This is a genomic window from Humidesulfovibrio sp., from assembly GCF_031082295.1.
GTDB lineage: Bacteria > Desulfobacterota > Desulfovibrionia > Desulfovibrionales > Desulfovibrionaceae > Humidesulfovibrio.
This window is the reverse complement of sequence record NZ_JAVHLD010000002.1, coordinates 18,655-31,251: the sequence shown is the minus strand read 5'-3', so window position 1 is coordinate 31,251 and position 12,597 is coordinate 18,655. Positions and strand designations below refer to the sequence as shown.

The following is a 12,597-nucleotide window of genomic DNA, read 5'->3' as shown; positions in this document are numbered from 1 at the left end:
ACTCTATTGTTCCTTGGCTCAGGTCGTCTGATTCAGGAACAGGCCGGACATCTTCTTGATGGACGCCGAGAGCTTGATAAGCTCGTCCTGCGGGATCTTCCGCAGCACCTTGTCGCTGTCCTTGTCAACTATCTCCACCTGAACGCCATCCTGGGTATTGTCCAGCAGCCTTATCTTAAGTGTGGTGTCGGTTGCGTCCAACTGCTTGGAGATTTTATCCGCCGTTTCAAGGGCGATCATCCTGTCAGCGGCTGCAGAGGCAGCTTGTGAACGAGCATCCGACTCCACGCCCCCAGTGGAATCCTGGGTATTTGGCTTCTGCTGGCCTGTGTTCGCGGTCACACGGGTGGCTGCATGTTCGGCAGGAGAATACCCCTGCCTGACTTCCATGTCCGAGGGGTTGATGTTCATAGCGCTAACCTCTTTGAGTTGTGGTGGTCACAGTTTGCATTTATCCTTACGCACCTCTTATCGGCAGAGTTGATCACGATCTTTAGGGTAATGGAAAGAAATGGTCGATCGCGTGCGTAGATTTTTGGTGTTATAGCCGTTGGCTTGGCCCGAGTCGATGATCCTCGTTGATTCCATGAACCTCCTGTGATAAATCACCAAGAATGGATGATAGTGATTTGCGCACATAATTCGTTGGAGGAAATAATGAAACGCAGCTATTTGGCGACAGTAGTTCTTGTATTATCTTTTGGCGCTTCGGCCCTGGCCTCGTCTGCAGGCCCGGCCATTCCCGCCGACGAGGCAATGAATCTGTTGAAAGAGGGCAATGCCCGCTATGCCGCAGGTCAATCGACGCACCCGAACCTTGGCAGCGACAGGCGCGCCGAAACTGTGAAGAACGGTCAGCACCCCTTTGCCACCATTATAGGATGCTCGGATTCCCGCGAACCCCTTGAGCATATCTTTGACCAGGGAGTTGGAGACATTTTTGTCATCCGTGTTGCCGGCAACGTCGCCGGTCCCGACGAACTGGCTTCAATTGAGTATGGCGTTGGGCATTTGAACACCCCCGTGATGTTGGTGCTCGGCCATACCTCCTGCGGTGCTGTGACCGCCGCCGTTCAGAACGCCAAGGTTCATGGCAACCTTCCTTTCCTCATCAACCAGATCAAGCCAGCGGTAGCCAAGGCCAGGTCTTGGAATCCCACTGCCAGCGGCGATGACCTCGTCGCGACTTCCATCAAGGCCAATGTCTATCTGACCATGGAAAACATGTTCCGCAAAAGCTCCGAGGTGCGTGAACTGGTTAAGAAGGGCAAGTTGCTGGTTGTGGGCGGCATCTACGACCTGCACAGTGGACAGGTGAAGTGGTTGGGCGCGCATCCTGACCAGGGCAAGCTCCTTGTCGCTGCCGTCAAGCCGCATGCTCCTGCGAAGCCCAAGCACGCTCCTGCTCCTGCCGCCGCCGAGCCTGCCGCTTCGGCCAAGGCTGAAGCTGCGGATCAGGGTTCCATGATCGATCCGGCCCCGGCCGCGCATTCCGCGCCTGCCCCGGCCCCTGCCGCTCATCCTGCTCCGGCCGCTCCGGCGCATCAGTAATCCTCGCAGAGTATCGTCGGGGAGGGCGGAGTTGCGCCGCCTTCCCCTCGTTCTTAAGTGCACTGTTTATGTCTTGAACCATCAATGGATGATGCGTAGAGTCATCATTGAACATTCATCGAACTTCAGCACTGCCTGCGAGGAGAACCTATGCTGACCAAGATCGTCGCGACTCTGGGGCCCGCCTCCAACAATTACGAAACGATGAAGGCCATGGTCGAATATGGGGTGCGCATATTTCGCCTGAACTTTTCGCACTCTGATGCTGCGACCTTTGCGCCTACGGTGAAGCTCATTCGCAAGGTTGAGCAGGATCTTGGCCAACCGGTCACCATCATGGGCGACCTGTGCGGACCAAAAGTTCGCATCGGCGAGATTACGGGCTCGCCCGTGCAGGTCCGCAAGGGAGACATGCTGGCGCTGGGATTGCCGGAGCATAGAGGCAGCGTGCGCGACATGGTCTTCGTCAACCTGGACATGCCCGAGTTGCTCAAGGGGCTGGACAAGGGCATGCCGGTGTCTCTGTCAGATGGCATGCTCCAGTTCACCGTCACCGAGGTTCGCAAGACGGACTCCCTCTTCGTCATGGAGGCCAAGAACAGCGGCGTGCTTACATCTAAAAAGGGCATTGCCTTCCCGGGAAAATTTCATCCGATGCCCGCCCTCACCGCCAAGGATCGCAAGGACTTGCATGAGGGGCTGGATATCGGTCTGGACGCTGTGGCCCTGTCCTTTGTGCAAACCCTCGACGACATTCGAGACATCCGCAGCGAGATTCAGAAGCATGGTGTCTGGATTCCTGTGGTGGCGAAGATCGAGCGCCAGAACGCGGTGGACAATATCGAATCCATCCTGAGCCTGACCGACGCCGTGATGGTGGCCCGAGGCGACCTTGGGCTGGAGTGCCCGCTGTCCGCCGTGCCTGTTATTCAGAAACGCATCATTCGCGCCTGCCGCCATGCCCAAAAGGCCGTCATCGTGGCCACGCAGATGCTGCTGTCCATGGTCAACAACCCTCTGCCCACAAGGGCGGAAGCGGCTGACGTGGCCAACGCAATGCTCGACGGCGCCGACTGCGTCATGCTGTCCGAGGAGACGGCCATGGGTAACTACCCGCTTGAGGCTGTCAAATTCATCAGCGAGATCGCCGCCAACGCCGAGCCGTATTACATTGAACGCTCGAAAGGCCCGCTTGCGCCCAAGCCGGAAAAGAATCCCGCAAAGTATTTGTCCTACGCCGCCTGCCTTTTGGCACAGAACTGCGCGTCCGAGGGAATCGTGTCGCATTCCAGCAGCGGCTCCACCGCGCGGTATCTCTCCAGCCGTCGTCCGGAGCATACCGTCTATGCGTTGACACCTGATCCGCGGGTGGTGAAGCACCTGAACTTCTTCTGGGGCGTAGAGCCACGACAGGTCGACACCACCCTCACCAGCCATGTCGCACGAGCCGAGAAGTTTGTGAGCGAATCGGATGCGTTCACTCCGGGACAGAGCGTGGTCATTACCGCCGGACAGCCCACGCCCGGCCAGGCCACGACACACACCAACGAGCTGAAGATCTATTACAAATAGTCCAGGCCGGGTTGTCCCGGGTCTGGCTTTATCTCACCATCAAGGGGTTTGGGGGCGAACGCCCCCAAACCCTTCTGGTTTTCGACCGGGTCATTGTGCCTCAGTGGCTGAGCATCCGCTTTTCTCCTTTATACATGGACCCTTCCCGCAGCTCGTGCGCGAGCACAAGTCCAGGGAAGGCCATAAGTGTGAACGGGGCGGAATGTCAGTCATGGGCAAATGAAAAAGGGCCTACGGTGTTCACCGTAAGCCCTTGTTCTTTCTGGTCGGGATGAGAGGAGTTGAACCTCCGGCCCCCTGAACCCCATTCAGGTGCGCTACCAGGCTGCGCTACATCCCGTCTTGCGAAGTGGGTTGATACCCCTGCCGGTGCCGGTTGTCAACAAAGGACAAGCGAAAACCTGCGGATTATTGTCTTTAGATAGGATTCTTGCGCAGATGCTCGATGTAGAGCTTCACGCCGCGCTCGAGATCGTACTCGGGCTTGTAGCCGAGAAGAGTTTTGGCCTTGGTCACGTCCAGTGTGCCGCGCTTGGGCATATAGGACGGGACAGGACCATACTGGACGTTCAGTTCAGGTATTTCCTTCTGGATGATGTCCAAAACGTCCTTCAGGCTACGGGCTTCGCCGCGGGTGATGTTGAAGGTCTCGCCCTTGGCGGCCGGATGCGTGCCGACCAGGAAGATGGCCTGGGCCGCGTCGTCAACGTAGGTGAAGTCAAGGCGCATGGAGCCGTCGCCGTCGACCTTGATGGCTTCGCCACTCAGCGCCCGGGTGACGAACTTCTGGATGACGCGCTGGTTGGCGTCATAAGGCCCATAGATGGCAGAGGGGCGCACAATGGCCAGGTCGAGGTTGTAACAGCGCATGTAGCCCCTGCAGACGATTTCCCCAGCGAGCTTAAAGGATCCATAGATCTCCTTCGGGCTCTGGGGAGAGTCTTCGGTGACCGGATCGGTGACAAAGTCGCCGTACGTCATGCTGGAGGACGTGTACACGAAGCGGCAGGGATGGTCGAAGTCGCGGACAATCTCCAGGAAATTGACCGTGCTGCCGAGGATGGATTGGAAGGCGTCCTCGGTATGTTCAATGGCCATAAATGCCAGTGGCAGTGCAGCCATGTGGATGATGATGTCAGGCTTGATGCGGTTCAGCACGCGGCGCAGATGGTCCTTGTTCAGGGTGTCGCCCTGTACAAGCTCAATCTTGTCCATGATGTCGCGCAGACGGATGAGCAGGTTGGGAGGCGTCGTTTCGCAGTCGGGGATGAGGTACTGCTTGAAGGTGTCGAAGATGAAAACTTCGTCGCCACGATCCACAAATAGCTTGGCCACGCGGGAACCTACAAAGCCAGCGCCGCCGGTGATGAATACCTTGGCCATATTACTCCCTTAAGAATTCAGACATTTTTCTAGGTCAGCGAAGGTTTTGCGCATTTCGAAATGCTCGATAACCCTGGCCCGGCCCTTGTCTCCCATACGTTTGCGCAAAGCCTCATCCTGCATGAGGGCAAGCAGGCGATCGGCAAAATCATCAACTTTCGAAACGGTGCATAGGTACCCGGTTTCGCCGTCCGTGACAACCTCCGGGATGCTGCTGACATTCCAGGCAACCACAGGTCGCCGGAGCACCATGGCCTCGACCTGAACGTAGCAGAAGCCTTCCCATAGGGAGGTAAGTGCAAAGATGTCGAGGTGTTGATGGAAGCTCTTCATGTCCGACACGAAGCCGAGGAACTCTACAACGTCATCCACGGCCTGTTCGCGTGCATAGTCTTTGAGCTCTGCTTCCAGCTCGCCGATGCCGGCGATCAGGATGCGAAAGGGGATCGGCTGTTTTTTCAGCCGTGCGGCGATGTCTATGAGCAGCTTCTGGCCCTTCTGGTGGGTCAGGCGACCGGCATTGCCAATGAGAATCTCGCCGGGACGACGTTGCAACAGCTCACGGGTCGGTAGGGCGTCGAAGGCCTCCACGTCGAACCCGCAGTTGATTACATGGACGCGGCTTGGCGCGATGAGTCTAGGGTTCTCGGCTAGCACGCAATCGCGGGTGTTTGCCGAGTTGGCGATGAGCTTTGTCAGCACATGCCGAAACAGCATCCTGTTGAGCCAGCGGTCGCGCACCGGCACGGCAATGCCGCGGCGATAAATGATGTCCGGAACGCCGGCGAGCTTGGCGGCGATGCCTCCGGCCTTCATGTCGGCTGGAAGGCACAGGATGACAGCCTTCACCGCCTGTCTACGGAAAAAGCGAACCAGCCGCAAAAGGGGCAGGGGGTTCAGGAAGCTCATGCTGCTTATGTCCATTCGCAGCAGCGTGATGCCAGGCTCTTTCTCGATCCTGTCGGCAAACGCGCTCTCCAGGTTTGCCACGACGCAGACTCGATAGCCTTTGTCTCGGGCAAGCAGGGCATTCTCGTAATGCCACTTCTCGCCACCGCCCCAGGGCTTATTGGAGTTGAAAAAACAGATGCACTTGGGCTGCATTATATATCCTTGTGAGAGTGTGCCTGATCGGGTTTTGTCGCTGTTTGAGCCGGAGGCCAGCCACTCGTGCCAGGCCGCAATGCTTCCTACTCTTTTGAAGATCAACGGGCAAGCAAGATTATCTGGAGGATACCCGAATGCCGGTTGCTTGCGCATTGCTTCGCCGTGTGTATTAACGTAAGTACTCTTGCAAGAACTACATGAGGTTTTGCATGGATAGGCACAAGACCCTTGCGGATGCCCTGGAGAGCGAGGTGCTGACCGAGATGGCGGACACCTTCTTCGGAAAGCGCAAGGCGCTTGAAGACTTGATCGAGGACTTCAAACTTCTCGTTGAGGACATCAAGGCCAGGGAGGCCAAGGTGTTCTCTCGAGTTTTCTTCCTCCGTTCGCTTCTGCTGGGTCAAGAAGGCGAGGCAGAGCTATTCGCAGCCTTGGGTCTTGAGGATCCCTTCAACGGCTCGATGCTTCATCCTGGTTCGCGCACTTGGCAGCCCGAGCGTGTTGCTTTCGCCTTCTTTGTCAGCACGCGGTTTGAGAAGGCTGTCCTCCAGGCGTATTCTGAAGTGCGACGTACCTGTGAAGTCTACATGAATGGCGAGTACGAAGAAGATCCCGACCGGAGCGGGCGCAAGCGCTTGAGTCCGCATTATCGGCAGATTCAACGGCATTGCGCGCGCCTTAACGAGCGCATCGATAAGGTCAACACGGAGATGTCGCCATCCTCGGTGTTGCAGTATGCCCGGAGCATCAGCGCAGAGGATCAGCCGGGACATGGGACGCTGTCAAACTCCCTGGGCGCTGAGAGTCTCGACAACGGACTCATGTTTCCAAAGATAGACTTCGTGTCGCTAGGCCTGTGGAAGGCGCCCAACCTGCCTCCTGTGGAGTCGTGCGGACCGGCCATACGCAGCTTCTGCCAGGGCTATTACAAGCGGAACAGCACCCAAATTAAAAAGGTGCTGTCCGACCTATCCTAGCCGACAGCACCCTTTCGTTATCTTCGCGAGAATATGATCAGCCGTTTGCGGTAATCTGCTTCATCAGCGCGTCAATGACAGCGTCCGCTCCCTCCGCGGGCACTTGGCAGGTGCCGACCTTGTCGTGCCCTCCGCCACCATATTCCAGCATGAGACGACCAACGTTGGTCTTGCAGTTGCGCTTGAGGATGCTGTGGCCAACGGTGATGACCACGTTCTGCTTTCGAACGCCCCACATGATCTGCATGCTGATGTTGCAACCCAGAAACAAGGTGTAGATGAGGAAGCGATTGCCCGCGTGAATGGCTTCCTCGCCGCGCAGATCTGTCAGCACGAGGTTGCCGTGCTGGGTCGAGTTGCGGCGCAGCATGTCGACGAAGATGCGCGACTGTTCGCGATAGATGTCGACACGTTCCTGAACGTCTTGCAGCTTCAGGATGTCTTCGGCCTTGTGCGTGCGACAATACTCGATCATGTCCAGCATCAGCTGGTAGTTGCTGATGCGGAAGTCCTTGAAGCGGCCGAGTCCTGTGCGCGGGTCCATGATGAAGCCAAGCAGGATCCAGCCCTTGGGGTCGGCGATCTCCTGTGCGGTCAGCGTGGCGCTGTCGACCTTGTCCACGGCTTCAAGCATCGGGTGCAGGCTCTTGGAGAATTTCTTGTCTCCTCCGTAATACTCCCAAATGACGCGCGCGCAGCTCTTGAGCGGCTTGCTCATTCCCACAAACTTAATGTCCTTGCCGAGGCGGGTCTGCTCGCTGCTGTGGTGGTCGAACCACATGCCGCAACCGGGAACATAGGGAACGTTGGCCAGTATATCGTTTTCGCTGACAGTGATTAAGCCGTCCTGGATGTCCTTGGGGTGGGCGAAGAGGTAGTCATCGATGAGCCCCAGTTCTTTGAGCAGCACCGAGCAGGCGAGGCCGTCAAAGTCGGACCGAGTCACAAGTCGCATCGAGGTGTCCTTTGGTTGCGTTTGGCCGAAATGTGTCGACCCTTCACGCTATTATCCCGATGCCGAAGGAACTGTCAACTCGGAAACGACTTCTTTGCCTGCTCCGCACAGGGGGCAACCCTGCATGCGCAAGGGTGGTTCCAGTGCGCAAGCTGTCAAAAGTTCGATATCTGAGAATAATTCCCCGGTGGGACCGTCTGCCATGATGCGGCCCTTGTGCATGACCACGGTGCGTTCGCAGAGGTCCAGCACCATGTCCAGATCGTGGGTGGCCAGGATTTTCGTGTGATGAAAGCTGCGCAGCAGGTTTATGAGCAGGCGGCGTGAGTGCGGGTCCAGGTTGGCTGATGGCTCGTCCATGACCATGATGTCCGGCAAACAGGCCAGCACCGTGGCAATGGCGACGGCCCGTTTTTCGCCGCCGGAGAGCCGGTGCGGCGGGCGGTGCTTCAGGTGCAGAGCGTCCACCTGGGCCAGGGCCTCATCCACGCGTTGGGCGGCTTCCTCGGGCGGCAGGCCGATGTTCAGCGGGCCGAAGGCAACGTCCTCGGCCACGGTCGGCATGAAGAGCTGATCGTCCGGGTCCTGAAAGACAAGGCCGACTGTGCGCCGCACTTCCCCCAGGGTGCTTGGCAGCACTGGAACATCGCCCACACGGACGCGACCTGCCTGCGGCACATGCACCCCGCAAAGATGCTGGAGCAGTGTTGATTTGCCCGCGCCGTTGGCGCCAACAAGTCCCACCGATTCTCCGTGGTGGATGGTCAGGTCGATGCTGTCCAGGGCAGGCGTGCCGTCTGGATAGCGAAAGCTCAGGCCTTTCAACTCAACGATGTGATGACTCACGGGAACAGGCCTCCAGCTTTGCCGCCCAGGTACAGGGGCAGGTTGCCCAGGTGTTGGGGGATGTTGAGGATGCGCACGGCGATGAGGAAGAGCCCCCAAATTGCGCAGAAGCGCCATTCCGCCGGGCCAAAAGTCGTAGTAGGACGCAGGTCGGGCATCTGGCCGTCAAAACCGCGGCAGAGCATGGCTTGATGCACGCGCCCGGCCCGGTCAAGGGTTCGCAGGAGCAGGCTGCCGAGCAGTGTGCGATACTCGCGCAGGGTCGGATGGTTGTTTTTGGCGCAGCGCTGGACGCGGGCGTGCAGCATGCGAAGCGCCTCGTCGGCAAGGACGAACAGGTAGCGGTAAAGGAACTGGAGCTGAACAAGCAGGGTGGTCGGCATGCCAAGCCGCCCCAAGGCGCGGCAGATCTGGTCGAACCCGGTTACGGCCACAAGCGCCAGGCCGGTAGTGACGGCCAAGAGCGATCGCAGGACGATGGAAGCAAAGGAGAGCATGCCTCCGGTTATGGCGAGCGGGCCAACATGGAAATGCACCGCGCGGTCGATCAGGGGATTGAAGATGCCGACGAAAATAACGAAGGGCAGGGCCAGGGCGGCACGACGAAGCAGAAGCGCAAGGGGGACTTCACCCTGAACGGCCAGCAGCAAGGGGAAGGCTGCGAAGGGCAGAAGTGCTGAAACCTCGTAGCGTCCCAGGGAAAGCATCGAGACAAGATAAAAGAGCGTGACCAACACCTTGGCCCGGGCGTCAAGCCGATGCGTGGGCGTATCCTTGGAGGACAGGTCATCCAGGTGTCGTATCTCGTGCAGTGCGCTATCCAGCCCCATGAATGCCCCGAAAAGCAACGGGCAGGGTGAGCCCTGCCCGCCGAGTGATGCCGTAAGTCCTAAGCCACCTGGTTCAAGCCTTGCTCGGTGCGCGGCGCCGCAGCAACAAGGCCACGAGTCCAGCCAGGCACAGGGTCATGAACCCGCCGAGAAGGCCGGAAATGCTTGTGCCAGCGCTGACGTTGGGCCAGGACTCAGTCTGCTGAGCCTCAGGTTTGCCGGAATCGGTGGCGGTCGCCTCGGGCTCCTTGAAATTGTAGTCCGGCAGGAAGGCGAAGCTCTTCTGCAAACTGCCCAGGGTGCTGTGGATGCCATGTTCCGGGGCCTCCAGCTCTTCTTTGCCGCTCACCTTGGCCATGGACCATTCAAGTCCGTCAGGATCGCCAGCGGCGAACCAGCTCAGGCCACCACCGACGACCATGGCCGCCAAAGCCAGGCCAACGATGACGGGGCGCAGGGAGCGAGTCTTGGCATTCTGCTGGGCAGCGCCGAAGAGCTCCGGCCGCGCCTTGTGCAGGAACACCAGCAGCGCCGCGGTCACAACGCCCTCGACTAGTCCGATGGCAAGATGGATGGGCTGCATGAGTAGCACGAAGGAGTTGAAAGGAAGTTCGCTGATGCCGGACGCCACGGTTTCCAACACGACCCCGAAAGCTCCCATCTGCAGTCCGACTACGGCTGCGATGACCGAGGCGGTCATGAGCCTGCCCCTGCTCGGCGCCTCGCCCGCCAGGGGCTTGAAGATGAAGGGATAGCACAGGAAGCAGGGGAAGAAGCCGAGGTTGAAGATGTTGCAGCCAAGAGCCAGCAGGCCTCCGTCGGCGAAGAACAACGCCTGCACGGCAAGCACCGAGGCGATGGACAAAAACGCGGCGTGGGGGCCGAGCAGAACGGCCAGGATTAGCCCGCCGCCGAGGTGACCGCTGGAACCGGTGCCAGGGATGCTGAAGTTGATCATCTGCGCCGCGAAAACAAATGCGGCGAGCACACCCATGAGGGGCACGCGGTTGTCGTCCAGGGTGGTTTTCAAGCGGCTTGAGGAGTAGGCGAGCAGACCAGCGGATGCGGCCCACATGGTCCCGCCGACGGCGGGGGAGAGAAGAGCGTCAGCCATGTGCATGTGTTAGTCCTCCAGAAAACGAGCTCTTGGACGTCCAGGCCAGTTCTTTATGCACACGGGTCTGATTCGCGTCAACAAAAAAGTCTCACGAAGTGAAAAATAGTGTTACGCTCCGTGCAAGGCATTGGTAATCAGGTGCGGCCAACAGCCTTCTTTGCAGAGCGCAATGCCTTGATGCGCAAGGAACGCAGGAGGTCGCCGGAGGCTTCGCCCTGGTCGCGTGCCTCAGGCGGCAAGCAGACGGCAAGCGCCGCATCAAGATCGGCCTGGGCCTCTGGCAGGTGGTCCTGATCCTTGTCCGCCTGAACAAGCCTGAACAATTCACGCAGCACGCCGCGGCTCTTGAGCCGGAACAGCAGGTCTACGCGGGTCGCCTCGCGCAGTTCAGGGTAGTTTCCGGCCAGCATGTGCCAGCGGGCAGCGTCGGCCCCTGCGTTGACCATGCGAGTGGGCAGCCGCAGGCGTTCCCCAAGAGCCTTGGCCAGGGCTTCGCCGCGCGTTTCGTGACCGATGTGTCGCGGTAATTCCGACGCAGGAGTGGTCGCTTTGCCAAGGTCATGGCACAGGCCCATCCACACGGTCATGCCGTCTCCGGCGAGCTTGTCCATGACCTGCGCCGTGTGCTCAAGCAGGGAGCTGTCATGGAACTTGGGCGGTCCCGCCGGAATGTCCGAGGCGCTGGCAAGTTCAGAGAACCACGGCGCCAGGCAGCGCCCCTGGTCCAGCAGTCGCAGGAATTCTCCGGGACGAGCGCTGGCGCAGGATTTGAGCGTCTCTTGGCCGACACGCTCGGCAAAAGGCGTCCCGAGAGTGCCGAGGTCTGCGGCCTGCCGCATGGCCACGACAAGGTCCTTGTGCGGGGTGAACCCTGGTAGTTCCGCCAGGAACCTCGCGGCACGATACGCCCGCAAGGGGTCGTCGGACAGGGAATGCTCCGAGGCCGGACGCAGCAGGCGGTTATTTATGTCTTCCAGGGCCAGCGGATGGTGGTGGAGCGTGCCGTCTTCATCCTCTGCAATGGCGTTGATGGTGAAATCGCGGCGGACAAAATCTTCATCAAGGCCAGCGCCGCGAGGAAAGCTGTACTCCTCGCCGTTATATATGAAGACCGGGAACGACTTGCCGACGGGCTTGGCCCCGGGATGAGTGGCCAAGAAGTCCTCGACAGTGGCCTCAAGGACAAGATAATCCCTGTCTCTGACGGGAAGTCCAAGGAGTTTGTTGCGGACGGCCCCGCCCACCAGGAGAATTTTCATGCGTCAACATAGCACCTTGCGGCCTGGAAGGAAAGAAGGCGTCTCTCGTGGAGCATCCAGTGCCTGAGTCAGACGCTTCCGGCGTGCGCCTGCTAGCCGAAGGCCTACCCGGTCTGGCTGACCCCATATCGCCGGACTCGCTGGCGTCGTTTCATCCGCTTTGGGCGTCGGATATGCAGACTTTTGCCCCCTGGAACCATTGCGATGACAGGACGTTGCGCGCAGATGCGCCGCCGGGCTCTGCGGTGGTCGTGTGCGGCCCCTGCTCGTCGACCATGGACGTGGCCCGTGAACTGGTGTCGCGCGGCTGCCTGGGCGTTTTCGGCAGCGTCATCGCGCCGGTGCAGACGCTTGGGCGCGGGCAGCTCCGCCGGAACTGGCTCTCGGCGCCTGGCAACGTGCTGGCGACACTAGTCTGCCCGCCTGCGCAGGGGCTTTGGAACGACCTACGCCCTCTCGTGCTCGGCCATCTGCTTGCGGAGGCTTTGGAGGACGTTTGCGGGCCTGTCCGCGTGAAATGGCCGAATGATCTTCTGTTGGATGACAAGAAGATAGGTGGAATCCTCGTCGAGGAGCGGCCTGGCTGCATTCTCGCTGGGCTTGGACTGAACGTGGCATGGGCTCCTGGCGAGTCGGACCTGCGTGACGGGCATTGCGTTGCGGCAGCGCAGTTTCCGGGCCTCCAGCACATTCCTGGCGTCCTCGGGCTGTGGCGGATGCTTGTAAATCGGATGGAAACGGGTTACACAACTCTACTTGAGACATTCACTCCCAGTGATTTTCTGACGATCTTCCGGTCCAGGCTTGCCTGGGTCGGTCGTCGTGTCCTTGTGACCGAAGGCGCAGGCGTTCGGTACGAGGCGAGGGTGATGGGTGTCTCCGGAATTGGTGAACTGGTTCTCGATAGTGAGGGCAGGGAAATACGTCTCCTTGCCGGCGATGTGACGCCTCTCTGATCCCTGGCGTTTTGGGTTTGGCGGGCGACAAGTTTGATATAAGG

General features: G+C 59.3%; 12 protein-coding genes and 1 tRNA gene. 4 read left to right on the top strand and 9 right to left on the bottom strand.

The features are described from left to right. Positions 1–18: 18 nt before the first annotated feature. On the bottom strand, positions 19–411 hold the full coding sequence (locus tag RDU24_RS01550) for a flagellar protein FlaG (RefSeq protein ID WP_308733964.1): 393 nt from the start codon (positions 409–411) through the stop codon (positions 19–21). A 246-nt stretch (positions 412–657) separates the two neighbouring features. On the opposite strand from RDU24_RS01550, the gene RDU24_RS01545 reads away from it, so the two are divergent. Together RDU24_RS01545 and pyk are read left to right on the top strand one after the other, a co-directional pair. Beyond that, the gene (locus RDU24_RS01545) at positions 658–1,551 is read left to right on the top strand and encodes a carbonic anhydrase (protein WP_308733963.1); all 894 of its coding nucleotides are present in this window, start codon (positions 658–660) and stop codon (positions 1,549–1,551) included. Between the two features lie 150 nt (positions 1,552–1,701). After that, positions 1,702–3,123, top strand: a complete 1,422-nt coding sequence (gene pyk / locus RDU24_RS01540) for a pyruvate kinase (RefSeq protein WP_308733962.1) — start codon at positions 1,702–1,704, stop codon at positions 3,121–3,123. A gap of 263 nt (positions 3,124–3,386) precedes the next feature. On the opposite strand, the gene RDU24_RS01535 is transcribed toward pyk, so the two are convergent. From RDU24_RS01535 to RDU24_RS01525, 3 genes are all read right to left on the bottom strand, one after another. Further along, positions 3,387–3,463, bottom strand: a tRNA-Pro gene (locus RDU24_RS01535). Positions 3,464–3,540: 77 nt separating this feature from the next. Next, positions 3,541–4,506, bottom strand: coding sequence for an NAD-dependent epimerase/dehydratase family protein (locus RDU24_RS01530; protein ID WP_308733961.1), 966 nt, complete (start codon positions 4,504–4,506; stop codon positions 3,541–3,543). 9 nt (positions 4,507–4,515) lie between these two features. Beyond that, positions 4,516–5,610: a glycosyltransferase gene (locus RDU24_RS01525; protein WP_308733960.1), complete on the bottom strand. Its 1,095-nt coding sequence runs from the start codon at positions 5,608–5,610 to the stop codon at positions 4,516–4,518. A gap of 212 nt (positions 5,611–5,822) precedes the next feature. On the opposite strand from RDU24_RS01525, the gene RDU24_RS01520 reads away from it, so the two are divergent. Then, a complete protein-coding gene (locus RDU24_RS01520; RefSeq protein WP_308733959.1) occupies positions 5,823–6,590 on the top strand; it encodes a hypothetical protein in 768 nt (255 codons plus the stop codon). Positions 6,591–6,627: 37 nt separating this feature from the next. Here RDU24_RS01520 and RDU24_RS01515 read toward each other — a convergent pair whose 3' ends face one another. From RDU24_RS01515 to RDU24_RS01495, 5 genes are all read right to left on the bottom strand, one after another. Next, entirely contained in the window at positions 6,628–7,545 is a 918-nt protein-coding gene (locus tag RDU24_RS01515) for an exopolyphosphatase (protein WP_308733958.1), read from the bottom strand. Between the two features lie 51 nt (positions 7,546–7,596). Then, positions 7,597–8,391, bottom strand: coding sequence for an energy-coupling factor ABC transporter ATP-binding protein (locus RDU24_RS01510; protein WP_308733957.1), 795 nt, complete (start codon positions 8,389–8,391; stop codon positions 7,597–7,599). Continuing rightward, positions 8,388–9,221: a cobalt ECF transporter T component CbiQ gene (cbiQ, locus tag RDU24_RS01505; protein ID WP_308733956.1), complete on the bottom strand. Its 834-nt coding sequence runs from the start codon at positions 9,219–9,221 to the stop codon at positions 8,388–8,390. The genes RDU24_RS01510 and cbiQ overlap by 4 nt, the downstream gene beginning before the upstream one ends. Positions 9,222–9,294: 73 nt before the next feature. Beyond that, positions 9,295–10,335 carry an energy-coupling factor ABC transporter permease gene (locus RDU24_RS01500; protein WP_308733955.1) on the bottom strand — a complete coding sequence of 347 codons (1,041 nt, stop codon included), beginning with the start codon at positions 10,333–10,335 and terminating at the stop codon, positions 9,295–9,297. 137 nt (positions 10,336–10,472) lie between these two features. Next, positions 10,473–11,597, bottom strand: a complete 1,125-nt coding sequence (locus RDU24_RS01495) for an HD domain-containing protein (RefSeq protein WP_308733954.1) — start codon at positions 11,595–11,597, stop codon at positions 10,473–10,475. A gap of 59 nt (positions 11,598–11,656) precedes the next feature. Between RDU24_RS01495 and RDU24_RS01490 the strand changes: the two genes are divergently transcribed. Further along, on the top strand, positions 11,657–12,553 hold the full coding sequence (locus RDU24_RS01490) for a biotin--[acetyl-CoA-carboxylase] ligase (protein ID WP_308733953.1): 897 nt from the start codon (positions 11,657–11,659) through the stop codon (positions 12,551–12,553). Positions 12,554–12,597: the final 44 nt, after the last annotated feature.

Excerpts from the sequence above, each read along its gene's own strand:
- RDU24_RS01550 (WP_308733964.1), bottom strand. The coding sequence starts at position 411 with ATGAACATCAACCCCTCGGACATGGAAGTCAGGCAGGGGTATTCTCCT.
- RDU24_RS01525 (WP_308733960.1), bottom strand. The coding sequence starts at position 5,610 with ATGCAGCCCAAGTGCATCTGTTTTTTCAACTCCAATAAGCCCTGGGGC.
- RDU24_RS01530 (WP_308733961.1), bottom strand. The coding sequence starts at position 4,506 with ATGGCCAAGGTATTCATCACCGGCGGCGCTGGCTTTGTAGGTTCCCGC.
- RDU24_RS01515 (WP_308733958.1), bottom strand. The coding sequence starts at position 7,545 with ATGCGACTTGTGACTCGGTCCGACTTTGACGGCCTCGCCTGCTCGGTG.
- cbiQ (WP_308733956.1), bottom strand. The coding sequence starts at position 9,221 with ATGGGGCTGGATAGCGCACTGCACGAGATACGACACCTGGATGACCTG.
- RDU24_RS01500 (WP_308733955.1), bottom strand. The coding sequence starts at position 10,335 with ATGGCTGACGCTCTTCTCTCCCCCGCCGTCGGCGGGACCATGTGGGCC.
- RDU24_RS01520 (WP_308733959.1), top strand. The coding sequence starts at position 5,823 with ATGGATAGGCACAAGACCCTTGCGGATGCCCTGGAGAGCGAGGTGCTG.
- RDU24_RS01545 (WP_308733963.1), top strand. The coding sequence starts at position 658 with ATGAAACGCAGCTATTTGGCGACAGTAGTTCTTGTATTATCTTTTGGC.
- pyk (WP_308733962.1), top strand. The coding sequence starts at position 1,702 with ATGCTGACCAAGATCGTCGCGACTCTGGGGCCCGCCTCCAACAATTAC.
- RDU24_RS01495 (WP_308733954.1), bottom strand. The coding sequence starts at position 11,597 with ATGAAAATTCTCCTGGTGGGCGGGGCCGTCCGCAACAAACTCCTTGGA.